Here is a 25523-nt window from a genome sequence, read left to right as displayed (position 1 = left end):
ATCAAAAACACCTAAATGCACAATTGTTTGTACACAGATTTTGAGTCATTTAACTGCCATACAAGTTGTATTTTAGACATAAAAAAACTACCTCGAGGGTAGTTGCTTATAAACGGCTTATATATGCGGTTTTCTGGCAAGGGTCAACACCATAGGGGGTGGCGATTGTTTTGGATAGCGCCAAGCCCTGCACGCTGTCCGTCAGCATCAGCAATCATAGCATCAATATGAGCAATCATCTTGCTGGCTTCATCTGCAGTGCCCATTTTAAAGCCGTTAGCGGCAGTCCAGATATCGGCATTAGCGGTCTGGCCCTTAACTCGCTCAACAATCTGAGACATTCTCATATTGTTAACTTCAAAGCTAATTGTGTCGCCACTGTTAGCACCTACCTGAAGTGAAAGGACACCCTTTGTTTTGTCTGAGCCATTTGCTGCATCATACAGAGTGCCGGTATCTCCACCTGCAAGAATTGTCTTTCCGCCAAACGTAGTCTTTTCAGCAATTCGGTCGATTTCTGCTCCTAAAGCATCGGCCTCTTTCTTAAGGGCGGCACGATCCTCTGCTGTGTTAGTGCCGTTTACAGACTGGACTGCCAAGGTGCGAATCTTCTGCAGCATAGCAGTAGTTTCGTCCATTGCGCCTTCAATGGTCTGAGCAAGAGCAATACCGTCAGCGGCATTGCGGTTACCCTGGTTGAGGCCGTTAATCTGAGTTGTGAGGCGGGATGATATCTGGAGACCGGCAGCGTCGTCCTTGGCGCTGTTAATTCGCATACCTGAACTGAGTCTCTGGTATGTAGTAGTCAGCTGATTCTGTACATTATTGAGATAGCGACGTCCATTCAGGCTGGAGACATTTGTATTTACATAAACTGCCATAATAAGGCTCTCTCTCTACGATCTATAGTCGTGCCAAATGGGACAACAGTTGCAGCTGTTGCCCTGATAAAAAGACTATAGATTATTTAGTGTTGCGTTAAATATTTTGGAAAGCGTTTCGCGGAGCGTGACAGATTACTGATGTAGTGTATCACGTTGGCGCAGCGCTCCATGGACGTTGGTGCTGGACAATATGTCCTTAAAATTCCTAAGTCCCTTTCAGGTCATTTCTGTGCTTTGGGCACGAGCACGACCTGCTAATATTCCACATAAAATAACGGATAGTCTTGATACTACTGGTATGTAAGTGTTTTTCAGAACTGTTTTCCATTTTTATCTTGGTAAATATGGAATATAGATACACTGAAATTGTTGAATCTTTTATCGGTAGTCTCATAAAAACGGACTTTAAATGGGTCTTTCATGCGTTAATAACGTGCGTGCAATGCACGTGCAATGCACGCACGGTTCCGACTAAGGGCAATTCCAGGTATTTGAAGTTAAAATATGCAGCTTAGTACCCGGCGGGATGTTCGCCGGGAACATTTGTGACTGTCGTTTCGCATCTGCGACCCTTTTTGATGGAGAATCAATTTTATGGCCAAGACAGGAGCCACTGGTTTAACCCGTATCATTAATGCCGGCAAATATTCCATGAATGGATTCAAGGCAGGTCTTAAGCATGAGGCCGCTTTACGTCAGGAGCTTGGAATTGGCATTATCCTGACTCTGATTGCCATTATTATTTCTGACAGCATTGTTGAGTTTTTGCTGCTTACCATCATGCCCTGGCTTACCTTTACTGTAGAGCTGCTAAACTCTGCTGTTGAGGCCGTAGTAGATCGTGTGGGCGATGAGTACCATGAGCTTTCTGGACGTGCCAAAGACCTGGGCTCTGCCGCCGTTTTTGTCATGCTCTGTCTTACTGCTCTTACCTGGATACTGGTAATTTTCAGCTAATCGCAGTACATGCAACCCTTTAGTCCCAGGTGATTACCGGGCTGTTAATTGAAGTTTATCCTGTGTCACCATCAAAGCTCATTACTGTTAATGGTGCAGGATAATGCTCCACGTCTCTTCCCCTTCCACATATCTTTCCTTCCCCGTATCTTTCCTGCCCTGACAGCATGTGTTTAAGGGGGGAAGGGATATTCCCTCCAGATGCTTTAGTCTTCTTTAAGACTCACCTTTCGTTCTGACTCCCTTTCTTATCCCTTTTTCTCCCAGTTGTTACTCCTTTGCGGTTACGTATATCCCGTATTGTGGACATAAGCTGTATGTTTGCACATTCTGTAACTGGGGATTAATTTTGCCTGAAGATGATCTGGTCTTAAATTGCCGTATACAGGCTTAGTATAGGGCTTATAGATCGCATGTAAATCAGCTTCGTGATTATCCATGGTCTGCACGTGTCAAGTTCTCTGTATAAAAACTATATTGGTCAAAAAGATCTCTGTATAATTTATAATGTGTGCACGCGAATATGATTACTGCAAGACTTTCCCGATCCATATGTGGGGGAAGCATTCAGCCTTTGTGACTGCTGTAAGGCGCTTCAGGGGCATGGATTCTCTTGCATTTTCCTTCGTAATCTCACCTGATTATCTGGCCACTGACTACAGAGGCCTTGCTAGTTTCGTCATTTCCCTGAGCCTGGTGATTCTTGCCTTTCGTTATGCAGGCCTGATTTATTAATGCAAAGGGATCGATTCCTGTATGACTGCAGGAAAGCTGTATTGAGGCCTTTTATGTCAAATAAGACTGATGAAGCAATGTTTAAGACAGGAGCAATCAACAACAATGATGTTAATGTGGTTGATGTAACTGCAGCTGCATCAGGAGATGACACTCTTGAAGCTGGTCAAGGCCATAAAGGAATGGGCCATTCTTCAGGTGCCTTTGATCCTGTGCGGTCTGAGGGCGCTGCTCATGCTGAGGCTGCCGATCCATTCGAGGCTGCCCCTCCATCTAAGGCAGCCGCTCCAGCAGAGGCAGCGGTACCGGTCAAAAGACCTCGCGGCAGGCCTCGCAAGAACCCGGCAGCGCAGACTGCGGCTTCAGGTACCAGGGCTGAGGGATTATCAAGTGATGCTTCAGCTGATGATGCTGGCGGCTCTGAGCGTGCAAGTGCGCGCAGAAGCTCGCGGCAGCGTGGCTTTGAGGCTGATAAAAATGGAAGGCTGCGCTCCTCACCAGGCTTGCGCTGGTCCTATATGGACCCAGTAGCAAGCCCTGCCATGGCTTATAGAGCAGATGGTGAGGTTTCCTATGATGGTCCAAGCCTCCACGATGTGCTCAGCTCCATAAGACCAGATGATTTGGCTGGTGAGTGGGAGAGCAGATCAGATGGAGCTGTCCAACAGGAGACTGATTCACAGGCTGAAGCTGCTATGCAGGCTGTGCTTAAGAGCATTCGTCCTGATGACGTGTGTGTTGCTCCATGCAAACAGCCTGTAGAAAGCGTAAATCAGGAACATGGTGTAGCTCTGTCCAGCATTATCAGCGCCCTGCGTAATGAAGAGCTCCATTTTTCTCCTGAGATGTCCACTCACAGGGCTGCTTTAACTGCTGCTCATGCTCAGGAGGCCAGAGAATTAGGCGCACAGGAGTATGATTTACCGTTATTTGACCAAAGCAGCGGTGCGGCAAATTCAGAGCATGGCAGTGAGCGGCCTGTTACTGCCATGGCTGCAACTGACCCGACATTTGCCGGGGCTGGGGCTCATTACGCATCTAATGCAGAAGCCCGTGCTCATACACGCCTGTCCTCCTCAGCTGTCGATGTCAAAAGTGCTCCTTCTGATTCTGATGTTGAACATTCTTCTGCAAGCCCAACGGAAACTGATATTTCTGCTGTGAAGTTAGGTGACCTTGTCAGGGAAAGTAATGCCCGTTCTACTGAATATGATGTCGAACGTGTGGTCAATAATGATATCTACAGATATTCTGAGCTTGAAGGAGCACCGGGTCGTTTTGGAGTTGTTGCTGCAGTGAAAGATGCAGCAACAGGCAACCTGGACAGCTTTGATGATGTCTCTCTGAGCTTCAACGAAAACAGCGTAACTGATTACGAAAGTGACAAGGAGCGCTGGCTGCAGAGCCTCAACAGCATTGATTCGGCAGAGTCTTCTGAAAGCTCCTCTAATGATAGCGGCAGCAGCGACAGCACTGTCGGACTGAATGGCCAGGAGTCCGGTTCAATCCCTGGTGCTGATGAGAGCTCATGTAATGCTCCAGTGATACTGGCAAGCGAGCTTGAGCCTCAGGAGCTGGCTGAGCATGAAAGCTTCATGGCCATGGCCATGGAACTGGCCTTAAAAGCAGAAGAGCTTGCTGAGGTTCCTGTAGGTGCCGTGGTTGTAAGTCCAGATGGCCAAATTGCAGGCATTGGCTACAACCGTACTATCATCGGGCATGATCCTACTGCCCATGCCGAGATTATGGCCATTCGTGAGGCGGGCAAAAGCATTAAGAACTACCGTCTGGTAGACTGCACTCTGTATGTAACTCTGGAGCCATGCTGCATGTGCGCCATGGCCTGTGTGCATGCACGTCTTAAGAATGTGGTTTACGCTGCTGCCGATCCAAAGACTGGTGCCTGCGGATCAGTATTTAACATTCTGAACAGCAATAAGCACAACCACAAAGTTAACGTAATTGCCGGAGTCCTCGAGCAGAAAAGCTCAGCAATGCTGTCTAACTTTTTTGCCGAGCTGCGCAAGAGAAAGAAGGCAGCAGCAAAGGCACTAAAGGGCCAGCAATAGACTAAATGGCCAGCAACAGACTAAAGTGCGGATTCTGACATGACTGTGGTCAGGCTTCGCTGAAATGTCTGAGCCCACATCTCTGAACTGATATGACTGAGCGTGATTACGTCACGGGGGGCAGCATGGTTTTGTACAGTCGGCGTTGGCTGCTCCTGAACACTTAAGCACAACGGCAAGCACTTTATTGTGGCCTTAAGAGGGCAGGTATTGGTTTTCTGTACCTGCCCTTTGTGTTTATGATGCCAGTTCTTGTGCCATGCTTAGATAACAGCAAAGTAAACTTACTAAAAGTAAAACACTATGTATTTTGCTTTGTAAATTATTATATTGCATGTGCTCGTGTCCGTCATACAGATAAAGATGCCATTGCTACAGTGGGCAAGCAGGCCATTTCATTTGACCTGATCCTGCAGTATGGGCAGTAATTCTATGGTCGCAGCTTGCTCGTGCTCACGCTCACGCTCATGCTCATGCCCATGCTCACGCTCATGCCCATGCCCATGCTTACGCCCATGCTCATGCTCATGCCCAGGCAATAGATCGAGGTAGTCAGGGGCGTCGTAGACGGTGGCGTTGTCGTTCTGGCTGTGGTTGTGAGGGCAAAACAAAAGGGGCTGTCTTGATGTTAAGACAGCCCCTTTTGGGTTTTGTAAATTACTTTTTGATATTGTTATCTTGTTTTGTTTCAGAGCCTGGTGCCTGATCACGATCAGCCGGCGTTGTCGGTTGATGGTTTTTAAGGATGCTGGCTGCTTGCAGATTTTACTCCGTGGCTGCTGGAATCCTTGCTTTGCATCAGAACAGCAGCATTGGTGCTCAGGCTGGTATCAAACATATTATGCTGACTGTTGCGAGCCTCTTCGTCCTCAGGCATGCGGGCGTTATAGCCTGTGCTTGTGTCGGCTCCCTCGATATGGGAGTAGACGTTGTCGATGGCCAGTAAAGCCTCAAAGCTTGGCTGCCATTCAATAAGACGTGCTGTCTGCATGTTAAAGCTGATGCTCAGAGGGGCGTGGAAATGCTGGCTGATTTCTTCAGGTTTTTTACCTTCGATAATGATCTGACGCACTACATTTGCCTGGAATATGGCAGCATGGGTCAGATCGCTCTCAGACAGTGACAGCAGGGCCCCACCACGTACATCCTGCTCGCCATACTGGGAGTAAACAGGAATGCCACGGTCAATAAAAGGCTTGATGTAAGGGAAAAGTGGCTCTTCTGGACGGTACACAAGAGTCAGGAAGAGAGCGTCGATATTCTCTTCTGACAGCATGGCAAGACAGCGCTTGAAGTCCACATCAGCCTGAGCAGGAACACGGCCCATGATGTCGCCATAACATGGAACCAGCTCAAATCCCATGGTCTTGGCCAGTGCTCTGATCTCAAAAATATCCTGACCTGACTGATTATCCTCGTTGCTGTCAACCAGAATGCCCATGCGCTTGAATTTAAGCAGATTGTGGAAGAGCACAACCTCAGCTGAGTAGCGGGTTAAGTCCTTCTGCACATGAACATTTGGCTTGTTGGAATAATCACCTGGACCAATAATGCCAGCTCCCTCAGGAGAGGTTGAGTCAATAACCAGTACCGGCACCCCAAGGCCGCTGTCAGCAAAGTAAAGGCCTGAAATGGTACCAAAGGTCCAGATCATGTCTATTTCGCCATTGTCGATCATGCGCTTGATGCGCAGCTTGTCTGACAGAACGCCTTTGCGGTCCCAGTTGTAGTTGGAGAATGTGCCAGGGACAAATTCAATGCAGCCGCCTTTGGTGGCTGTAGCCAGGGCATCAAACCGGCCCGGGTCGTCCAGTTTGAAATTGATATTACGCAGAGGGGCATACTTGCGGACCAGACCGTCTTCGGTCAGAGCCAGCACCATGCCACGGAATACCTTACGGAAATCAATAAAAGGACCTGACTGATTTACTGCAATACGCCAGCGTTTGCCCTGTGGGCATTTGGATGGATCTGTAACATATGCAGGGTCATTATTGTCTGAGTTGAACTTTCGTGAAGACTGAGCTGCCAGACTGGTATGGCTCTCACTGTCATCGGCGCCGTAGTTATGGGCGGCGGTTTGTGCAGCGGAACCAGCGGCTGCTCCTGTATCAGCTGCATTTTTACTGTCAGCCTTGCTGCTGTCTTTATGGCTCTTTTCAGCAAGTGATGCGCTGGTATTTGTCTTATCTGTTCTGCTTGAGGAGATGGCGCTCTGCGCGGCGTTACGGGCGCTGGTAGCATCACTGCCTGATGGGCTGTGACCTGAGGCAAAAAGTGCGGTAATGCCACTTAAGCTGTTGCTGTCAGAGCCTGCAACTTTGCCATGGATAGAGTCGACATGCTTTTCTGGAGCCAAAAGCAGGGAGGATAACAGATTGATGTTTTGTAATACGTGGGTGTCAGGCAGGCGTGATCCATAGGATGCTCCTGTAATCAGGGTCATCGATGAATCATCAGTTCCTTTAGCTTGGGCAGGAACTGCAAGGAGCAGGCTTAAAGCTGCCAGTCCTGGAGTTGCTTTGGCAAATAGGGAAAACAGGGGCATGACTAAACCGGTGAAGTAGTAATGAGCAGACGCAGTCACGCGTATATTCAGCTCTTTGCCGACCTCTCTGAAATGACGCTGCTGACCGGGCAGGTAACAGAGTCTCAAGTGGCTCTCTCAGGCCACATAGTGTCAAGGCAGAGCTCTGTTTAAAATCCTTAGTTAGTTAGTTATTTTAACTGTGTCTGAGGCAGATATACTGAGCACAACAGTGTCTGCACAGTTATGCGCATTATACTGTATTTGCCTGGATAAGTACGCTTGAATTGAATTGAATTTATGGGCCTGCAATCGTGTGCAGGATGCGCAAAAATGAGATGTTCAAAACCTGTCTAAATCTGCTGCTATGATAAAGTTGCACGCAATAAATGCATGTCTGTTCTGAATTTTGCATCTGAACCATCGACTGGTCAGACAGAGCTGTAAAAGACAAAAAGCATATGTTAAGGCGCAACCTTCTGTGATGAGTGGTCGCGGTACCAGGCTTTTTTTGGGGCCGGTTGCTGACCTCCTTTGTTTTTGTATGTTTAAGGGCGCCTGACGGGCGATTATGAGATGTCGTTAAGAAGCAAATTGATCATGATGTTTGCCATGCTTACTGCCACTGCAGTAAGTGCCATGACGGCATATTCATCTTTCTATCAGAGACAGACCTATATTGAAAACGAAGTTCTGACTCAAAAGCAGGTACTCTCCCTGATTCGCAATAATGTATCCGTGCAGCTGTATGCCTTTACCAATGAGCAGCTGCAGGGCATACTGTCCATTCGCAATCTGCTCAGGGAAAATGGCCAGACCCTCAGTCACCGTATTCAGGAAATGCAGTACTCCATTGAGGAGAGCTACGGTGTCAAATTCAATCAGTTCCCGGGCAGTAATGATCCCCGCTCCAGCTGGAGCAAAAATCAGCGCGAAGCTGAACGCATGTTCATGCGCTTTCTCACCTTTGAAAAGGACAGCTACAACCAGGTAGGCTCTGACATCATTGTTACTTACGACCTGGATGTACTGCTCCCTCCGGCCAATGAATACATAGCCAGTGGTGTATCGGTCAGTAACCGTGCTCTCCTGCCAACCATGCTGACCAGGACCAATCAGTACAGTGCCGGTGTCTATATTTCCATCTTTAACCGCGAGTTCTCTACCGTAGCTAATCTGGCAGATAACATTGCCCTGAGCACTGCATGGGTGCGTCGCCATAAGTCTGGCTACGACATTGCCCCTCCTGAGGACAGAGCTTTCCTCAACGACGGCATCTACAATCCTCACCGTCCGGTTCAGACAAGCAGCAGCCAGATTTCCAGCCTTCTCAGGCAGCAGTCCCCTGGTGACGATCATGAGTCCTACCAGTGCTGCTCCAGCCCGATCAAGGACAAGCATTACAGCGATGCATCCAGTGATGCCAGTGCATCAGCAGACGGTTCAGCCTCTGGCAGCCTTGTGGGCGCCGGAGACGACAGTGCCGGCAGAGACAGCGCTGGCGCCGCAAGCGGGGTCGCAAGCGGTGTCGCTGCTTCCGGAGGCGGTTCTGCTCTGACCGTTGCAAACCGGGACCATGACACTGTAGATACAAGGCCTGCAGGAGCCAGTGCCGGAGCTGCTGTTGATGATGGTGGTGGTGTAACTGATGATGAGTACAGTGCCGGTCTGCGTATTCTGGAGGCAGCCAACCGTCGTCTGCAAGATAATCAGCGTGAAAAGGAGAGGCTGAGAAGCCTTGAGCCTGTCAGTGCCATGAATGTCTCAGATGGCTACAGCAAGGCTACCTATACAGGCAAGAGCACCGTTGAGGAAATCAACAGAGTGCGTGAGGACCTTGAGGCTGAGGGCGTATTTGCCGATGCTGGTAAGTCTGATGTTCTGAGTACTTTCTATTCCAAAAAGCATCAGGGCACCCCACGATCACTGCCTGTACTCGAAAGAAGCATGTACGGCGACGGTGTGGGGCGCAACTACCTTTCTTACCTCTTTAAGACTGAATCAAACAGCCCGTTCACCTATGCTATTGTTCAGAGCGTAGACGGCATGCTTGATCAGTATCATGATGTTGAAGGAATAATTCTCAACCGTATCCAGGATCATATGGACGGTCTTACCAATTATATGCATGGTGAGGCCATGATTCTCAATGCCGATGGCAAGGTGCTCAGCTCCTCAAGTGCTTCACCTCTGTTTAATATGGCTCCTGAAGTGCTGATGGAGTACTGCAATGAGCAGCGTCTCAAGCAGCTTGAGTACAAGGCACAGCACGGTGCTGCCTACGATGAGCGCTTTGAGGAAAACAGCAGCTTCATGCTGGATGTGAACGGTGAGACCTATCTGGTCAATACCCTGTATTTCCGTCCACTGGGATGGTACATACTCAATGTTGTGTCCCTGGACATGATTGTTGATCCTGCTCTGTCCAATGCCATGGCTCTGGTGCTCATCGGTACCATTATTCTGATTATCAGTCTGATTGTGTCGGCCGTACTGAGTAATTCCATTGCCAGCCGTATTATCGGTCTGGCCCGTCAGGCCCGTATCATGTCCTCGACCAATATCTCCGACTTTAATGCCATTCAGGAGATTACGGCCAATATTGAAGTAGACGGCAAGGACGAAATTGCTGACCTTGGTCAGGCATTTAACCGCATGGGGCTGTCGCTTAACCGCAACATCAATCTGCTGATGGCTGCCAACAGCCAGAAGAACAGAATGGAAGGTGAGCTCAATGCCGCCAAGGACATTCAGATGGGCATGCTCCCGGGCAACTTTGAGCTGCCTCAGTCTGAGCGTCTGTCCAATGCCGCGCTGCTTTATCCAGCCAAGGAAGTAGGTGGTGATCTTTACGATATTTACCGTCTGGATCAGGAGCACATCATGTACGCCATTGGTGATGTGTCCGACAAGGGGGTGCCGGCTGCTCTGTTCATGAGTACTACCGTGACCCTGGCCCGTACCTGCATGTGTCTTGGCATGTCGCCAAATGATGCCATGACCGTACTTAACGGCCGCCTTGGTGAGCGCAACCCTAACATGATGTTCGTCACCATGTTTATCTGCGTACTCAATGAAAAGACAGGTGAGGTAGTAGCCTGTAATGCCGGTCACTGTCCTCCAGTGGTTATCAGACGTGAGCTCATTGATGGTTACATAAGCGATGGCGCCCACCAAAGCATGCAAGATCGCATCATGCGCATGACGGCTTCATCAGCCAATGCTGCGCCAGCTGGCGGCACCAGCGTTCCGTCAGCCACCAGCGACCTTGCCCCTCAGGGATCTCTGAGCGCCTCTCCTGTGCTCTCATCTGCCGGTGTATCAGCAAGTTCCTCATACTTTGGCCGTCTTAAGGTCACCAGTGTTGAGGAGATGGCAGAGATCAGCGGTCCGGCTGTAGGCCCTATGCCTGATATTGAGTACACCCAGTACAGCTTTGTCCTGGGCAAATATGACCTGCTGCTGCTCTATACCGATGGTGTCAGTGAAGCACAGAATGCCGAGGGCGGCTTCTTTGGTGTTGACCGCATTCTGGATGTGGCCCGCATCGCAGGTAATGGCAGCCCTGAGGGGCTGGTTACAGCTCTTGATGATGAGATTGTGCTTTACCGTGGTGAGTACTTCCAGAGTGATGATATAACCATGCTGGCCGTCTCACGTATCGGTCATGGCCATGGCGATACCTCAGGCCAGGGTAATGTCATTATTTCCCCGCAATCTGATGTACCTGAGTACATCAGAAAGCATGTGCAGGACAATATCATCCATGAAACCGGTATGCAGAGCGGTCAGGTGGACAACTTATGCGAGGTTCACGACATCGAGCCGCCTGATGCCTCCAGAAGCTCAGTTGCCGACCGGGAGGCTCCGGCCTCAGGGAGCAATACCCCGGCAGGAAGTATTTCCCGCACCGAGCCGCCACCAGCGGCACCTGGCGAATACCTCTGACCTACCGGGCCGCTGCCATGCAGCGCCGCAGGCGGGTCAGACCGCCAGGCAGCCATGTCAGGCAGCCTGTCAGCCAGGTCAGAGCGCCACGCACGGCCATGCACGGCCATGCAGGGCGCGTCATTCAGGGCAGTTATCAGGACTCAAAAAGGTCCTGACAACTGCCCTAAATGCTTTTTGCGCCCGGCCACGCAGCCGCAAGGCCGGCCGATACGCCAGGCCTGCCAGCCAGGCGACAGCGCGGCTGAGAATGTGACCTGGCTTACAAAAAAGCTCCCTGCGGCGAGCGCGCCGTGCCGCCGGGCGACCTTGCTATGATGAAAGTCATAAGCCCTGCACAGTCTACAGTGCCACAATAGGCACTTAAGAACTGGAAAGCAGAGGCTCAAAATATGGACGTTTCACTTATCCTGACCCTTGTGGCCTGCGGCGTTATCACCAATATGATGTCCGCTATCTTCGGCATTGGCGGCGGCGTGCTCATGGTGCCTATCTTTCTAACTCTCTTTCCTCAGTTTCCTATCCAGATGGTGGCAGCCACCTCGCTGTCCATTGTCATAGGTACGGCCTGTATCAATCTCGTCAATTTCGTCCGTCTGCATATTCCTCTCAGTTACCGCAGCCTGATTTTATGGTCCCTGGGCATGATTGTGGGCGTGCAGCTGGGATTTGAGCTTTCCTTTTACGTACCACGTCATTACATAGTGGGCTTTTTCGTGCTCACCATGCTGGCTCTGTCCTTAAAGACATTTTTAAAGCGTGGCGGTCCTGAGCCTGACTGTGCTCAGCCTTCAGTAAAGGAAAATGCCCGTGGCGTTGCTTTCTGTACCGTAGGCGGTTCCATTGCCGGATTTACCGGCATTGGCGGCGGCTCCATCATGGCTCCGCTTATCAACCAGCTCAATTTCGTGAGCAAAAAGCAGGTTCCTGTTTATACCAATTACATGATGGTCATTGGCGGTCTGGGCAGCATGTACGGCTACATCACCAAGCCAATTGATTTCAATGCCGAAGGCATGTGGCAGCTCGGTTACATCAACCTTACAGTAGTCATGACCGTAGTAGCTGCTTCCTTTGTCACCTCTTTCTTCTCTATCAGAATTTCCCGCCTGCTCTCACCCAGGGTGGCCAACATCCTCCTTGGCCTGATCCTGCTGGCCATTGGTGTCTACACCTTTATCATCGAACTTATCTGATGACCCCATACTGCACCAGTCCCCAAAATCCCCATGATTTATCCTGGCCGCACGCGCTCATCCCCGTGCCGGCCCCAATGGCGCACACCCGCGCCGGACGCATGCCCGGCACTGGCTTTGCCCGCGCCGGCCGCAACGGCGCCCGCCCAGCACTGGCTTTGCCAGTGACGGCCGCAATGGCGCCCCATGCCGGGCGTTGCCTCTACCCCCATAAGTCAATGTCCGTTGATCACGGCTGGCCCGGGTAATAACCCCTGACTACAGGCCAGCACTCCTCATGCTTATACCGGCAATATCGCATGCTTTGACAGGGAGTGTTTTCCTGTCAGGACTTTTAGCGTATGCTGTAGCACCGGCACCTCAAGAACAGAAAAGATAAACCCGCATCACGCACGATCTCAGGTCGCTGCTGGCAGCACCGTGCGCGCCGCACGAGTCATGCGTCTGGCGCTGCTCAGCTGCAGGACGGCCATGCCTGTCGTACCAGATACGGTAAAAATCTGATTTTGCGATGCAGGTCTATAAATCTGCATTAGTTTGTGTGCCCACAGGCCACAGTTAAATTACATTAGGTACATGCCGCCCTCACCGTCCCGGTCAGCCTTGCTGAGAGAACGTGACGGCCGGCCGTATGAACCCCGGGATCTGTTGTAATGACCGTGAGCTCCTGTGTCGCGGCCAGACCTGAATGTGGTGGTAATTGTTAATTCAGGACTTTTCAGACCGTACAGGGGCCAGACATACAGTGGCAGCGGCACTGCCGCTGGCAGTGTCAGTAGCAGTGCCGCTGGCACAGCCAGTGCCACAGCCAGTGCCGCTGCTGCGAAGCTGCGGCAGCCTTGCAGGTGCCGGGCTGATGTCGGCGCCGGACTGCAACCGGAGCTGTCTGTATGATGTACGTATAGTGTGTTGTTTTGAAGGAAAGAAGATGCGTCAAGAGCCGTACCCAGTTTCAACTCTCAAAAGCTGTGAAACAGCCGTGGTTGAATCTCTGCCCAAGGGCAGCTATCTGTACTGCCAGGGCGATACCTCCAGCTCCTTTTACTATATTGAATCGGGGCTGATCGGACTGTATCACATGGTGGACAATGGCAAGGAGAGCCTGATTCGTCTTTACGACAGCCATCAGTTCTTTGGCTACCGCACCTGGTTTTCCCCAGGTCAGACCTATCACTGCAGTGCCCGCGTGCTCATTCCGGCTACCCTTATCAAGATATGTCCCGACTCCAGGAAGTTTATGAGCGACAATCCAGAGCTCATGAAGCGTCTGCTGTCAGATATCTCTGCTGAGCTTGCCAATGCTGAAAGCCGCCTTGCTCATATCTCCTATGAAAAGAGCATCAAGCGCGTTCATGATGCCATGACCTATCTGTACGAGACCTATCCTGAATACCCGTGGTCCTACCGTGAGGTTGCCGAATTTGCCGGCTGCGAAACCGAAACAGCCATTCGTATCGCCCGTGAGCTCAAAAAAGAAGGCAAGCTCCCGGCCGGCCGCCAGTAGCCGCACCTGGCCCTTGCGCCGGCAGCTGCTGGCAGCCAGCAAGCAGCCAGCGCTCTGCGGCCAGCCCAGCTGCTCATCAGTCTTGCCGCCCACATAAACAAAGCCCCGCCGTCGTGTGACTGCGGGGCTTTGGTTTATGGGCTTACATGGGCTGTCAGCGCATGTTCTTCATAATGCCGGCGGCTCGGGTCAGCTCAGGCATGCGGGCATCAAAGAAAGTTTTGAATGCCTTGCAGTGGCGGTTCTTGCCCTTGACGCGCTCGCGCAGACAGCCATTGCGGCACAGTCTCAGATATGGGCAGGTACGGCAGTCCTCAGGCAGCGGCAGGGAGCTTTTGACAAAGTTACGGCCGGTATCGCTGTGCATCATCTGAGCAAAGCCTTTGTCCTTGAGGTTGCCCAGAGACCAGTCATCATGGGCAAAGAAGTCACAAGGATAGACCTCACCTGAGCTCTCCACCACATTCTGCACGTGGCAGACACCGTTCATATTGCAGGCATTGATGTCCATGCCCAGAATCAGGCAGATGTAGTTCTCAATATGGCGTACGGACACATAGGTCTGCTTATTTACCAGCTCGTCATACCATACATCGAATATGTCGATAAGGAAGCGCCCATAGGCCTCCTCACTTAAAAACTGACGCTGCTCACCGCCGCCATCATGGCCGGCTGAGCGGCCGCTGTCGCAGCAGCCGCTGCCGGCAGAGGCAGCGCCAGCCGGGCCGAAGGCGGCAGCTGCAGCTGCCCTGGCAGGGGCGGGCATGTAGCTGTTGTCGAAAGGGTCAAGGCAGGCAATGTACTGATGGTGCTCAAAGCCAAGGGAGCGGAAGAAGGCATAGACCTCCTTGATGTTCAGGGCATTGAGATCGGTTAGCACGCACAGCACGTTCATGCGGGCATTACGGGCTTTCAGGCCCTTTATGCCGTCCATGACGCGGTCAAAGGAGCCTCGGCCATTGCTGTAGACGCGCATGGCATCGTGCAGAGCCTGGGGGCCATCGAGCGATACACCGAAGTTAAAGTCATTGGCCACCAGAAAGTCCATGAGCTTTTCAGGTATACGTGAGGCATTGGTCTGGATGAAGCGCGTAATCTGCACCTGAGGCAGTTGAGCAAAATACCACTTTTGCAGCTTTACGGCATTTTCAAAGAACTCAAGGCCGGCCATGGTGGGCTCGCCGCCCTGAAAGAGTATGTCCAGATAAGCAGGCTCAGCCTGACTGGCATCAGCAAAATACTCTGCGGCCCTCTTCATAATGAGCTCAAAGGTCTCAGTGCTCATAATCTGAGGCCTGGTAGTCTGATGACCGGCCAGATCATGGTAGAAACAGTAAGTGCACTTAAGGTCACACAGGGATGAAGCTGGCTTTACCAGCAGCTGAAGATATTGCATAAAAGGTTCTCATGCACAAAATAACGGTCTGCCTGCGGCCTGACCCCGGGCCATGCTGCAGACAGCGCCAGGGCCGCAGCTGCGCCTGATGATGCGCCAAAGCTGCAGCCATGTACTTAAATTGTAAGGCAGGCCACCGGCATTGGCCATAGCAGCGCCGCCCTGGCCAGCACTGTGTGCCCGGCCTGGCTGGCCTGCCTGGGCCTTAACCTGGGCCTGGGGCCGGCAATGGCCAGGGGCGCTCCATGGGACTTAACCTGGGACAGGGGCCGGCACTGGCCTGGGTCGCTCCCTGGTTAATGGCCGGACGGGGGGCGGGGCAGTATGAGAAAAAACAGCCCATGCACCAGAAGGAGCACGGGCTGTTTGAGTAGATTGCTATTAGTGACCGGGCCGCGAGCTTTGTAAAACGGCGCCGGTCACTTCAGTGGAGGAGTTAATCAGTCTTCGATAACCGGACGGCAGTGCTCGGCCTTTTCAATCCAGCTGAGCAGCCTCTCGCGCAGCTGCAGCTTGATTTCCTTATAGGCCGGGTCAGCTACCACATTGGTCAGCTGGAATGGATCCTTGTCGAGGTCGTACAGGAAGTCATCTCTGTACAGATCGGCTGAACCCTTTTCGCCGCCGTTCACGCCTGGAGCGTATACGGAGTAGGTGTACTTGTCGGTACGCAGGCAGCGGCCGATACGGCTCTCGGAAATCTGGGCAAAAGCTTCCTGCCTGCGCTGAGGATCCTTATGGGCAACAACATCGATGAGATTCTCACCAATCATCCTGTCGCCTACATCAACACCGGCCAGAGCCAGAATGGTCTTTGGCAGGGAGTCGGTGGAAACAACCTCGTCAAAGCTGATGCCGCCCTTGAATGGACCGCCGGCAATTACCAGAGGTACGCGCAGGGCTGCGTCATGGCAGGTACGCTTGTAATCGTCAATGCCGTTTAAGTGGCTGTCGGTATTGCGGGTCTTGAAGTGGGAGCCATGGTCAGAGCCGAAGATGATGACGGTGTCATCATAAATGCCCTCTTCCTTAAGCTTTTTGACCAGACGTCCCAGGTTTTCATCAAGGCTGGCTACCTGACCCAGGTAGTCAGGATATTCCTCAGCAGCATTACCGCCCAGAACTGCAAGGTCATGAGGCAGGGTGAAGTTGCTGTACTTCTCCTTTGAACCCTCAGGACCCTCATAGTGAGCATGGTCATTCTGGTGGTGAGGCTCAATATGGGAAATGGTCATGAAGAAAGGCTTTGACTTGTCACGAACCTTGAAGAAGTCCAGAGCCATGTCAGTGATGCAGTCAGGACGGTAGCCCTTGAAGTCGATACGGTTGTTGTTCTCGTCAAAAACGAAGCCGTCATAACCGTGAGAGGTAAACTCCAGCACGTCAGCGGCACGCCAGAAACCGGTATAACCGCCACGGTATTCCTGAGGGACAGCAGTTACGGTGTGGTCAATAACAGGCTTTGCCTCAAGCTCACCTTCAGAGGCAAGGTGCCACTTGCCAATATAGGCAGTCTCATAGCCGGCCTCTTCTATGTAGTTGGCAAGGGTCTTTACATCCTTTGGCAGCATCTTGTTGTTACGGAAGCAGTTGGTTTCGGTAGCGTACTTGCCAGTCTGGAACAGAGCGCGGCATGGACCGCATACAGGCTGAGGAGAGAAAGCCTTGTTGAACTTGACGCCTTCCTGAGACAGTTCGTCCAGAACAGGGGTGATGTTCAGGGGCTGACCGAAACATCCGCAGGTGTCAGCGCGCTGCTGGTCGGTGAAGTAGAAAATGATATTAGGGCGGCGGGACTTGTTTAACTCGGACATAGAACTTCCTTCCATCACAAGATGAGTCAGGACCGCAGGGCAACAGGCCAGGCCTTGCAATGCCACGGCCCTGCAGGGACTGTCCTGCAGGGGCTGCCCTGCCATGCAATGCATGGTTATGAGAGCACGGGCATGGGCAAAAGCACCGGATTTGATGCCATACGGTATCTGAGCCTGAGGTCAGGGGCTTTGTGTTTTGCAGGCCGGGCTGGCCGGAGCTCAGTAAAATCAGTAAGACACTAAAGAGGGCGCTCAGGGCCAAAACGCTTGCTGAGCGCACTGTGTGTGTTTAATCGGTGGGACCCGTCCCTGTCATGCAGGCCGTTGACCAGGCTATGCGCCTTTGCGCAGGCTATGCGCCTGCCGGCGCTTTGCGGCGCCAGGTGGCGCCTTGCGCAGTCTTGCTGCTGCATGCAGGTCGGTACTGGTAAGTCTGTTACTTTGCAGAGTCGCTGTCAGCTGCACTGGCCTGATCTGAGGTCATGGCGGCAGCGGCTTCAGCCTCCTGCTGGCGGCGCTGTTCGCGCAGCATCTTTTCTTCCTTTAGCTTGCCCTTGATGATGGCACCCAGGGCCAGAACAATCAGGACAATGAAGATCCAGCAGTAAACGCTGCTGAAGAAGATTGACGGATCGCCATCAGAGAGCATCAGGGCACGACGGAAGTTGGTTTCAGTCATATCTCCCAGTACCAGACCCAGCAGAATAGGGATGGCTGGCAGGTCAATCTTGCGCAGGAGCCATGCAGCTATACCGAAGTACAGAGCGATGGATACGTCAAAGTAATTCTTGTTGATGGAGTAGGCGCCAGCATAACAGAAGATGACAATGACTGGGGTCAGAATCTCCTGAGGAACAGCTACTACCCTGGCAAATACGCGGGTCAGATAGCGACCCTGAATTAACATGAAGATGTTAACCAGAATCAGACCCAGCATGATGGCGTACATGATGTCGCCATCAGTTGTGAACAGCGACAGGCCAGGATTTAAGCCGTTGATCATCAGAGCTGAAAGCATGATGGCCACGGTTCCGTCACCTGGAATACCAAGGGTTAGCAGAGGAATCAGGGTAGCACCGGTTACGGCGTTGTTGGCTGATTCAGCAGCGGCTATGCCTTCTACGCTGCCCTTACCGAACTCTTCCTTACGCCTGGACATGTTTTTGGCCTGGTTGTAGGAGAACCATGAGGCCTCTGCAGCGCCGGTGCCTGGTATGATACCAACCATACAGCCAATGAAGGAAGACATAAGAATAGGACGGACAATACGCTTCTTTTCATCTTTTGTAATGACACCGTCATCGAGCTTCTTTCTGTCTTCAATCCTGAGCTGCTGTACGGCACCGTCAGCCTTGGCAATGATTTCAATCAGAGCGAACAGACCGATAAGACAGATAGCAAGGTCAAGGCCCAGATAGAGGCGGTCAACGTTGAAGGTCAGACGGTCATAGCCTGTCATTGGGTCAGAGCCGATACAGGAAATGGTAAGACCGATACAGGCTGAAATAATACCCTTGATAATGCTCTTGCCGGACACACCTGCGATGATGGTCAGACCGAAAACGCAGACCATGAAGTATTCGGCTGTGCCCAGCTGAGCGGCTACTTTTGCTACCTGAGGGCCCAGGAAGAGCAGCATAAAAGCTGATATGGTACCTCCAATGGTGGAGGCGTAAAGAGCAATCTTGAGAGCTACACGTGAGCGGCCTTTCTGTGACAGAGGGTGACCGTCAAGCATGGTTGCTGCAGCATGAGGAGTACCCGGAGTGTTGATCAGAATGGCGCTGACCGAACCGCCGTATGAACCGGCGCAGTATATGCCCAGCAGGAACATCATGCCGGGAATGGCGGTAAGCTGATAGGTAAGGGGTAAAAATAGAATAACGCAGAGAATAACGCTCAGGCCTGGAATACAGGCAAATACTGCTCCGATGAAAACACCCAGGTTTATCCAGATTATGTTCTGCAGGGTAAAGAGCAGCGAACTGGCGGGGATAATATATTCCAACATACTGTCACCCTGATGCTAGAAGTTAACGCCAAGGCCGAATTTGAAGGCCACCCAGATAAGAACTGCAATGCTCAGAGTAATGGCATAGTAAAGAGGCTTGCGGCAGTTGAAGAACAGCAGGAAAGCCAGTACGCAGAAAATGCTGCCAGCGACAAACAGTTCGGTGTATTTGCTGATGAGATAGGTAGCAATAAGAATGCAGATAATGACTGCGGCCTTGATCTCAACGTAGATGTTGATGGTCTTCATCTCCAGTGGCTGATGGGTAATGATGCGGATAACATCCTTGATAATCAGCACAGCTGAGCAGATCAGCATCAGATACATGAGCAGCTCAGGGAAGACGCGGCCATTTACGGTATCCTTTTCGGAAACCTCAATCTGACCCGGAATGGCAATGAGCATGATGATGGCCAGAACAGCACAGATCACGCCTGCCGTAATGTTGGAGGGATAGGAAAAAGTCTTATCCTCGAAGCGGGCCCTGGTTGCGGCACGCAGGGCATCAAGCGGGGCAAGTATAAAGTTCATGACAGCTCCTGGACTGCTTTTGCAGTTCCGGCCCTGAGTCTTTCAGGGGGAAAAGTGCTCTTTAAGGGCATTTTTCGGGGAAAAAACTCAAATTTTGGGCACAAAAAAAGGCACAGCACGAAGTTTTTCAACTTAAGACTGTGCCTGCGAAAATATTCATCTGAAGAAAGGTCTGGCTCTGGTCTGACACCAGCTGAGGTCAGGTCATCACGCCGGGGACTGTCTCCCTCTGGCGGCCCCCATTGTTCAGGCGGCCCCACTGTCCAGTCGGGCCGGACGTCCATGTGGACCCGTTGTCCAGTTGGACCCTTTGTCCATGTTGACCCGTTGTCCATGTGGACCCTTTGTCCATGTTGACCCGTTGTCCATGTGGACCCTTTGTCCATGTTGACTGGATGTCCTGGGGGCTGGACATTCAGGCCAGAGCGGACCTGTTAGCCCAGAACCTTGTCCTTGTAGGTGTTAACCAGCTCGCGGGTCTGCTCGAGGTGGGCCTTGAAATCAGCATCGGTCATAGGACGGATTTCGATTAACATGGTCTCCTGAACCCACTTTACAAAAGACTCATCCTTTAAGATGGCGTCGTACAGGTCACGCAGCTTCTTGACATCAGCCTCGGAGGTGCCGGCACGGGCAGCTACTACGCAGGCATTGGTGATGAATGGATAGCCGTGCTCGCCTACACCCTGAACACCGGCAAATGGACCGTGCTCAAGAGTCTTGTCGGAGAAGGCGGCGATAACGTCAACCTTGCCCTGCTGAGCGGTTTCGAGAATCTGAGTCTGGTGAGAGATGGCAAAGTTGGTCTCGCCCTTGGCAACAGCCTGAGCAGCTTCAGCAGCAGAGGTGTATGGAGTTACTTTGAAGTCCTTGCTGCCCATATCGGAGAACAGAGCGGTAGCAAGGAAAGCCTCGGTGGAAGTAGCGCCGTTAACAGCGATGTTAACCTTGCCGCCTTCCTCTACGTACTTCTTGAGGTCATCAATGGTCTTGATGTTCAGATTGCTCTGGGCGGACAGTACGAAAACAGCAGAGTAGAGGTTCTGAATTACTACGAAGTCGTCCTCTGAGAAACGTACCTTCTTGGCATCGATGATAGGGCTGATGGCAAGCAGACCTTCGTTGATAAAGGTCAGAGCAGGATCACCGCCCTTCTTGTCCATTACCCATGTGTTGATGGTTGCTGTGTCACCCTTGACAGCCTCGGCAACCAGAATGGTGTCCTTGGAGTAGGTGGTGGACAGGGAAGCGGCCTTCTGGCTGGCCATGGCGGCTACACCAGATGGTGCCCACGGACAGGTTACAGTCCAGGTCTTCTTGTCAGAGCCACAGCCGGTGGCGATGAAGGCTGAAGCGCAAATTACTGCGGCAGTCTTAAGAAGGGTCTTTAATCTCATATTAACTAAACTCCTGAAAGTGTCCTGCATGCCTGCCGGATATAAAGCATCGCCACAGCTCCAGCACTTATGCACTGAAAGTCCGTGGCAGCCGGATGTCCGGCATGGTGCACAAGGCCCGGTGATATACCAGTTAACCCTGAGAGCACCGAAAAAGTACAAGTTACAGTGGTTAGATCTGACTAAACCCCGTAGACAAGGTCAGACAATAAAACCTCAGTCGGAGCTGGCCCTCCGCCCCGTTGCCGGGCGGAGTCTGGCAGGCATCAGTCACTGAATAAGGACCGTCTTGCGGTCACTGCAATCTACGAGGCTATTGTCACCCCTAATACCTGGATTCAATATGACTAAAATCATAAAAAGTCCCCGGATCCCCGCTTTAACCCTGCCCAATTTTCAAAAGTGTGAACAAGGCCATATTTTTCGCCGCCCCCTGGCCAGAAATTCAATACATCAGCTCCTCAGCACATAAGCCTCACAACACAGCCGCCTCGCAACGCCCCGCCCGGCCGCACCTCACATTCACACTGCCCGCAACGACGACAGCCATCGCCTGAGCCAGATTCCGGCCCCGTCGCCATAGCCCCATACGCAGGCTTTCCCAGATTCAGGCGGCTGACCGGCAACAGGCAACAAAAACCTGCAACCGGCCTTCAGCCATCAGCCAGCCCGCACGCTGAAACCAGGCTTGCACAGTCCACGCAGGCAGAGACCACGCAGGCTGAGACCACGCAGGCAGAGACCAGGCAGGGACCAGGCAGGCAGAGACCAGGCAGGGACCACGGAGGCAGAGACCAGGCAGGGACCACGGAGGCAGGGACCAGGCAGGCAGAGACCAGGCAGGCAGAGACCACGGAGGCAGAGACCAGGCTGGCAGGGGCCTGCTTGATGAGACTGTACAGACAGCACTGGATGAGCTCCGCTATGGTGCAGCTTCAGGGAGGGCGTAAAGCGCAGTGAGGACGAGTGTTATTGGTATGCTGAAGGGCAGGCTGGAGAACGGGATGGACAGGCGGGCGCGCGCATTGAGGGGCGGAGGACGGGCTTTTAATAAGGGGTAGAATATGCACAATTACCGAGCATTCATGCAGGCTTAAAAAGTGAAATTAATGTGTAATAATTCTTCTATGTGTCAGATTGATGCGTAATTTGCTGGCTGTACATAAAATGATGTTTTCGGCCAGGTTCTGGAGCATTAAAGTCCTGTAATGACCGGCCCTGGCAGCCTTGAACAAGATACAGCATAAGACACCGTGTGCCCCGGGCATTAGGGCATGGCTGGAAAAATATGCCAGGCACGGTAGATTTTATGGAAAAAAACTGCAAGCCCTTTGTTCAATTATGGCTTTTTTAACATTAGAATATGACCCCGGTTACATTCAGCTCAGGCAGTTGTGACCGAATGAAATTTCTTTCCTGCCTCAGGTATATATCAGCTTTACAGCTGTTACTGCATGGCACAGATCCTCATGTTCTGAGCTTCAGACAGCACTCAGGAATGACCCTTGTCTCTACCATAGAAGTAAACATGGGTTACAGGACAATCCCAGGTCATGTAAACGTTTAAAACTGCACGTAAGCAGCATGGCAGTCAAAACAGCATCATGCTGTGTGAGGGTAAATTTCTGTGCCCTGTCAGATGAGCGGCACAGGCTCTCTTGCTGGCCATGACATGCAGCCTGCAGTACATGACATGCACCTCGCAGAGCCTGCATACGGCTTTCAGGACATGACATGCACCTCAGACAGCCTGCATACGGCTTTCAGGACATGACATGCATCTTGTAGAGCCTGCATACGCCCTGTCGGGCATGCTTGCAGGCTGTGCTGCGCCAGAGCAGGAAAAGAAATTTGCAGGCGTGGGCTCTTTGCTGTGCTTTCTCAGGAGCCGCGCTGCAGCTGTGAATTCTTGTTTGTCTCTATCTGCTGTACAGGGTCAAAGGCCATCTGGCCTCAGCGTTCATCAGATGTACTGCTCAGACTTGCGGCAAACCGATTGTAGTGACGTAGCTGGTTAGAGAGGATCGTACAGATCTTTTGCTTTTTGTCCGGCGCCATGAGCGTTCGGCCAGCAAACGACAAAACAAAAACATAAACTCACCAGGTCATTTCAGTGCTGATTGACAGATTACAGGAATCATATGGCCAGGGCACGTAAGCGTGTGATCTGCTCTGCAGCATCCTCGCGCGCATCATGCTATGCCCGGTTACGGCCATGCTCCTGCCCGGCTCTGTCCCGATGCCGTTGTCTGTTGTTAAGCATCTGAGGTGCATGCCTGTCTGTTAAATGCTCTCAGGCAGCAATTAAGCTGTTCAGGGGAGCCCTTGATTAAGGTCCTGCGGATTTGTGAACTGCTGACCTGTGACATGGGGACAAGACAGTAATGACTGAGGCTGCGCGCTATGCAGGCGCAGTCGCTTTGCCGTGGTGAACTCATCAGGAGTTGAAAATGGTCACATGGTATTATCAGCTGGGACTGCGCGCCAAGCTCTTCCTGAGCTTCGGTGTTGTTATCGTCATGAGCATCATCATTGCCGGTACGTCCCTGTCTCAGATGAACAAGAGCCGTGAGCTTGCCGACTACATGCAGTGGTCTCTGGCCGAGCGTTATGCCCGCGTTGACGGAACCCTCACCGCCGCTGTGGATATGATGAACAACGTTAACAAGTTCATCGATTCAGGTAAGACCGGAACCTCCTTACACGATGATGCCAGAAAGGCCCTGAACAAATTCCTTGACCTCGCATCCAATCTGGAAACCGGTCGCTTCCCTAATGAAATCAACCGCATCAGAGACAATGCCGGCCGTCTTCGTGATGTTTTTGAAAACAAGATTCACCCTCTTGTTGTCAAAAACGACATTCCAAGCGCCGGTCACATATTTGCCGAAGAGGTAACTCCTCTGTTCATGGCTCTGGTAGGCGACCTTAACGTAGTTCGTTCCTATCAGATTACCGACGTACTGGGCAAGTCAAAAGAGGCTGCCAGCGTTGAGCCTGTTATCTGGGTAGGTATCCTGTCTGTAGGCGTTATCATTGCCTCCATGATTGTAGCCAGCCTGACAGCAGCCTATGCCCGAGGTGCCCTGACCGCTCTTGATGAAGTTATTACCCGCATTGAAAAAGGTGAACTGGGCAAAAAGATTGATCTTAAGTATCACGATGAGTTCGGCCGCCTGGGGCAGTCTCTTGAGACCATGCGCGGTATCCTGTTTGAAATCATTCAGGACATGATCAGTGCCAGCACCTTCGCAAAGAAGAGCATGCATGAAATGATCGACCGCATGACCAGTGTCTACAACAATGCCCGCGAAGCTGAAAACCGTACCGTTACCGTAGCTGCTGCTGCCAATCAGATGGTATCTACCAGCCAGGAAATTGCTCAAAACTGTGAGGCTGCCGCAGGTCTGTCCAGGGCTTCAAGCAATATCACCCAGACAGGTATTGGTCACGCCAAGGAATCCATTGCCAGCATCTACCGCCAGTCTGAACAGACCCGCTCTGACAGTGAGCAGATTGAGGCCATGATTAAGCAGACCCGCTCCATTAACTCAATTGTGGGCACTATTGACGAGATTGCGGCCCAGACCAACCTGCTGGCTCTTAACGCTGCCATTGAGGCTGCCCGTGCCGGTGAGGCAGGTCGTGGCTTTGCAGTGGTAGCTGACGAAGTACGTGCTCTGGCCAGTCGCACCTCATCATCCATCAGTGAGATTAATGACATGGTCAGCCTGATTGAGCGTGATGCCAACAATGCATCAGCCTCCATGGAGCGCTCAGTTAATGACATGGGCAATATTGCTGAAGAGACCTCAGGCCTTGAAAATGTCTTCAATGACATTCTCAAGCACGTCGACAACGTAAATGCCCAGATCAATCAGATCGCAGCATCCGTTGAGGAGCAGACCACAGCCTCATCCGAGATCTCATCTCACATTCAGAACCTGACCACTGATGCTCAGAACTTTGCTGAAGCAGCCGAGTCCACCATGGCTGTAATGAAGCAGACTGCCGACGATATCGACACTCTTAACAGTAAGATGAGCCGCTTCAAGCTCTAATTCTGCGGTCATGTTAAAGCCTGGCAACTGCGACCCTGTCTGCAGATGTCGGCCAGACAGTTACCTGGGACCAGTGCCTGCAGTAAGGCAGCCGCTATGCCGACAGTGACCTGGGACCAGTGCCTGCAGTAAGGCAGCTGCTATGCTGACAGCGTTTTTGCCATTTCTGTAGAAACCTCAGTGTTAAGGAATGGGGACAGTTACCCAAAACAGCATAATAATCAGGGCGCATGCCGGACATACCGGGATGCGCCCTTGCTTTTTGCGCAAGCATGGCAAGTACCCCGGCCAGGCTGCGTGCACCGCGATAAATGCTCAGGTGCGTACCAGGCCGCAAGCGGCCTGCGGCTGCGCCTTTGAGCTGTGTTTATCACCTTGATTACAGCTCATTGACACAGTGGGAAACAGTTGCTATGTTGATTCCCGTGTTTACCATCTATACCAGCCGGGTGCGCAATCACGGCCCAATGAGGCCTCTGGCCCCCGAAGATAC

The 25523-nt window shown here is 51.9% G+C and carries 14 protein-coding genes; 7 read left to right on the top strand and 7 right to left on the bottom strand.

The window, feature by feature from the left end; all coding sequences use genetic code 11:
• Window positions 1-143 precede the first annotated feature (143 nt).
• On the bottom strand, window positions 144-881 hold the full coding sequence (locus tag MXE41_RS13110; protein WP_281503571.1) for a flagellin: 738 nt from the start codon (window positions 879-881) through the stop codon (window positions 144-146).
• Window positions 882-1478: 597 nt separating this feature from the next.
• On the opposite strand from MXE41_RS13110, the gene MXE41_RS08665 reads away from it, so the two are divergent.
• The 3 genes from MXE41_RS08665 (at window position 1479) to tadA (ending at window position 4645) form a co-directional block, all read left to right on the top strand.
• Entirely contained in the window at window positions 1479-1841 is a 363-nt protein-coding gene (locus MXE41_RS08665) for a diacylglycerol kinase (protein WP_246976549.1), read from the top strand.
• 603 nt (window positions 1842-2444) lie between these two features.
• Window positions 2445-2576 carry a hypothetical protein gene (locus MXE41_RS13105; RefSeq protein WP_281503570.1) on the top strand — a complete coding sequence of 44 codons (132 nt, stop codon included), beginning with the start codon at window positions 2445-2447 and terminating at the stop codon, window positions 2574-2576.
• A gap of 53 nt (window positions 2577-2629) precedes the next feature.
• A complete protein-coding gene (gene tadA / locus MXE41_RS13255; protein ID WP_348647427.1) occupies window positions 2630-4645 on the top strand; it encodes a tRNA adenosine(34) deaminase TadA in 2016 nt (671 codons plus the stop codon).
• A 739-nt stretch (window positions 4646-5384) separates the two neighbouring features.
• Here the strand turns inward: tadA and MXE41_RS08655 are convergent.
• The gene (locus tag MXE41_RS08655; protein WP_247100214.1) at window positions 5385-7091 is read right to left on the bottom strand and encodes a hypothetical protein; all 1707 of its coding nucleotides are present in this window, start codon (window positions 7089-7091) and stop codon (window positions 5385-5387) included.
• Between the two features lie 657 nt (window positions 7092-7748).
• Between MXE41_RS08655 and MXE41_RS08650 the strand changes: the two genes are divergently transcribed.
• The 3 genes from MXE41_RS08650 to MXE41_RS08640 all read left to right on the top strand — a co-directional run bounded on the left by MXE41_RS08650 (window position 7749) and on the right by MXE41_RS08640 (window position 13820).
• Window positions 7749-11120, top strand: coding sequence for a SpoIIE family protein phosphatase (locus MXE41_RS08650; protein WP_247100213.1), 3372 nt, complete (start codon window positions 7749-7751; stop codon window positions 11118-11120).
• A gap of 392 nt (window positions 11121-11512) precedes the next feature.
• Window positions 11513-12316, top strand: a complete 804-nt coding sequence (locus MXE41_RS08645; protein ID WP_247100212.1) for a sulfite exporter TauE/SafE family protein — start codon at window positions 11513-11515, stop codon at window positions 12314-12316.
• 928 nt (window positions 12317-13244) lie between these two features.
• Entirely contained in the window at window positions 13245-13820 is a 576-nt protein-coding gene (locus MXE41_RS08640; RefSeq protein WP_247100211.1) for a Crp/Fnr family transcriptional regulator, read from the top strand.
• 154 nt (window positions 13821-13974) lie between these two features.
• Here the strand turns inward: MXE41_RS08640 and MXE41_RS08635 are convergent, their stop codons facing one another.
• The 5 genes from MXE41_RS08635 to MXE41_RS08615 form a co-directional block, all read right to left on the bottom strand.
• Window positions 13975-15216 (bottom strand): SPASM domain-containing protein, encoded by a 1242-nt coding sequence (locus tag MXE41_RS08635; RefSeq protein WP_247100210.1) that lies wholly within the window; start codon window positions 15214-15216, stop codon window positions 13975-13977.
• A gap of 440 nt (window positions 15217-15656) precedes the next feature.
• Window positions 15657-17030 carry a sulfatase-like hydrolase/transferase gene (locus tag MXE41_RS08630; protein WP_247100209.1) on the bottom strand — a complete coding sequence of 458 codons (1374 nt, stop codon included), beginning with the start codon at window positions 17028-17030 and terminating at the stop codon, window positions 15657-15659.
• Window positions 17031-17466: 436 nt separating this feature from the next.
• Window positions 17467-19041: a tripartite tricarboxylate transporter permease gene (locus tag MXE41_RS08625; RefSeq protein ID WP_247100208.1), complete on the bottom strand. Its 1575-nt coding sequence runs from the start codon at window positions 19039-19041 to the stop codon at window positions 17467-17469.
• Between the two features lie 15 nt (window positions 19042-19056).
• Window positions 19057-19572, bottom strand: coding sequence for a tripartite tricarboxylate transporter TctB family protein (locus MXE41_RS08620; RefSeq protein ID WP_247100207.1), 516 nt, complete (start codon window positions 19570-19572; stop codon window positions 19057-19059).
• A 434-nt stretch (window positions 19573-20006) separates the two neighbouring features.
• Window positions 20007-20969: a tripartite tricarboxylate transporter substrate-binding protein gene (locus MXE41_RS08615; protein ID WP_246976577.1), complete on the bottom strand. Its 963-nt coding sequence runs from the start codon at window positions 20967-20969 to the stop codon at window positions 20007-20009.
• Between the two features lie 2450 nt (window positions 20970-23419).
• On the opposite strand from MXE41_RS08615, the gene MXE41_RS08610 reads away from it, so the two are divergent.
• The gene (locus tag MXE41_RS08610; protein ID WP_246976579.1) at window positions 23420-25030 is read left to right on the top strand and encodes a methyl-accepting chemotaxis protein; all 1611 of its coding nucleotides are present in this window, start codon (window positions 23420-23422) and stop codon (window positions 25028-25030) included.
• The last annotated feature ends 493 nt before the right edge of the window (window positions 25031-25523 follow it).

It is taken from the genome of Anaerobiospirillum sp. NML120449 (assembly GCF_023051105.1).
GTDB lineage: Bacteria > Pseudomonadota > Gammaproteobacteria > Enterobacterales > Succinivibrionaceae > Anaerobiospirillum.
Note: the sequence above shows the minus strand (reverse complement) of the source record. Positions and strands in the feature narration are given on the sequence as shown.

What these genes read in the sequence shown, in the direction of transcription:
- MXE41_RS13110 (WP_281503571.1), bottom strand. Translation starts at nt 881, where the DNA reads ATGGCAGTTTATGTAAATACAAATGTCTCCAGCCTGAATGGACGTCGC.
- MXE41_RS08665 (WP_246976549.1), top strand. Translation starts at nt 1,479, where the DNA reads ATGGCCAAGACAGGAGCCACTGGTTTAACCCGTATCATTAATGCCGGC.
- MXE41_RS13105 (WP_281503570.1), top strand. Translation starts at nt 2,445, where the DNA reads ATGGATTCTCTTGCATTTTCCTTCGTAATCTCACCTGATTATCTGGCC.
- tadA (WP_348647427.1), top strand. Translation starts at nt 2,630, where the DNA reads ATGTCAAATAAGACTGATGAAGCAATGTTTAAGACAGGAGCAATCAAC.
- MXE41_RS08655 (WP_247100214.1), bottom strand. Translation starts at nt 7,091, where the DNA reads ATGACCCTGATTACAGGAGCATCCTATGGATCACGCCTGCCTGACACC.
- MXE41_RS08650 (WP_247100213.1), top strand. Translation starts at nt 7,749, where the DNA reads ATGTCGTTAAGAAGCAAATTGATCATGATGTTTGCCATGCTTACTGCC.
- MXE41_RS08645 (WP_247100212.1), top strand. Translation starts at nt 11,513, where the DNA reads ATGGACGTTTCACTTATCCTGACCCTTGTGGCCTGCGGCGTTATCACC.
- MXE41_RS08640 (WP_247100211.1), top strand. Translation starts at nt 13,245, where the DNA reads ATGCGTCAAGAGCCGTACCCAGTTTCAACTCTCAAAAGCTGTGAAACA.
- MXE41_RS08635 (WP_247100210.1), bottom strand. Translation starts at nt 15,216, where the DNA reads ATGCAATATCTTCAGCTGCTGGTAAAGCCAGCTTCATCCCTGTGTGAC.
- MXE41_RS08630 (WP_247100209.1), bottom strand. Translation starts at nt 17,030, where the DNA reads ATGTCCGAGTTAAACAAGTCCCGCCGCCCTAATATCATTTTCTACTTC.
- MXE41_RS08625 (WP_247100208.1), bottom strand. Translation starts at nt 19,041, where the DNA reads ATGTTGGAATATATTATCCCCGCCAGTTCGCTGCTCTTTACCCTGCAG.
- MXE41_RS08620 (WP_247100207.1), bottom strand. Translation starts at nt 19,572, where the DNA reads ATGAACTTTATACTTGCCCCGCTTGATGCCCTGCGTGCCGCAACCAGG.
- MXE41_RS08615 (WP_246976577.1), bottom strand. Translation starts at nt 20,969, where the DNA reads ATGAGATTAAAGACCCTTCTTAAGACTGCCGCAGTAATTTGCGCTTCA.
- MXE41_RS08610 (WP_246976579.1), top strand. Translation starts at nt 23,420, where the DNA reads ATGGTCACATGGTATTATCAGCTGGGACTGCGCGCCAAGCTCTTCCTG.